The organism is Eggerthella sp. (assembly GCF_048329335.1).
In the GTDB taxonomy this organism is placed as follows: Bacteria; Actinomycetota; Coriobacteriia; order Coriobacteriales; family Eggerthellaceae; genus Eggerthella; species Eggerthella lenta.
Genome location: NZ_DBFEGU010000281.1, coordinates 1 through 1,092, shown reverse-complemented (window position 1 = coordinate 1,092; position 1,092 = coordinate 1). Strand labels below are relative to the sequence as shown.

Sequence of the window (1,092 nt, the reverse complement as noted above, 5' to 3'; positions counted from 1 at the left end):
TGCCCCTCATGGACGGCACGATCGAGGAGAACAGCGAGGAGGTCGCCGAGTTCAGCCGCGAGCTCGACCGCACCGGCATCCGCTACAAGTTCAGCGAGCTGGCCGCCGCCGGATCCGCGAAGGTGCAGACCTGCCTCGAGTTCATGTCCCGCGACATCAAAGCCGTCCAGGCCGCATGCACCCGCGCGGCCCAGAACATCTCGGCGCGCGGACGGGCGTTCGCCGACAAGGTGAAGTGCGTGCCGTTCGTGCTGTCCGCCGCGGCGCAGGGCATCTCGGACGCCGTGCGCGACGCCGCCGAGCTCATGGGCAAGGGCTATGAGGAGATCAAGGCGGCGGCCGCCAAGGACCCGCGCTCGGTGGCGGCGGCCGCCAAGCACTGCGCCGACGCCACGGCGAACGTGCCCACGCACCATCTCCCCAAGGCCTCGCACGGCGCGCACATGGGCTAGACATTTCAGACGAGACAACGGCCAGGGAGGCCACCATGTTCAAGACCTGTAGCGACCCGGACTTCAACTGGGTCCACTGCCTTTGCGATTCGGCCACCTGGGTCGTCAAGGAGCCCGGCAAGCCCATCGGCTTCTTCTACTCGCGGCTGTTCGACGATGCGCTCTCGCTGTCGGGCCTCGGCTTCGCCGTCGACGCCTTCCGCATCGACGAGGACGGCACGCTCGACGACTTCTACAGCGATATCCTCTGGGACTACGGCGCGGCCGACGAGCTGATAGCGGCCTACCCCAATAAGTTCAGCTGCGCGGTGCGATGCGACGGGCTCAACCCGTATGACATCCCGACGAGCTGGAGCCAGGACAAGGGCGAGCGCTACCGCGCGCGCGACACCGTGCTCGCGGCGGTCGATATGCTCACCGACGAGGCCGACGAGGCCGGCATCGACGCCTGCCCCGAGTTCTACCGCAACGACTACATCAGCATGTACCTCAAGACGCAAGGCCTCGGCGAGCGCGTGAAGGTCGGCGGCGCCGAGGCCTTGCGCTTCTCGGTCGTCTCGACCGACTGCTCATGCGGCGACGACGAGAAGGGCGACTTCGAGACCCTGGGCGCGGCCATGAGGGCGGCCAAGAGGCTGGT

The 1,092-nt window shown here is 67.6% G+C and carries 1 protein-coding gene and 1 pseudogene; both read left to right on the top strand.

The window, feature by feature from the left end; all coding sequences use genetic code 11:
• Window positions 1-452, top strand: a pseudogene (locus tag ACMO6A_RS08940) (hypothetical protein); the annotation flags it as partial.
• 35 nt (window positions 453-487) lie between these two features.
• Window positions 488-1,092, top strand: a 605-nt coding sequence (locus tag ACMO6A_RS08935) for a hypothetical protein (RefSeq protein WP_418471127.1), incomplete at its 3' end; no start/stop codon positions are given.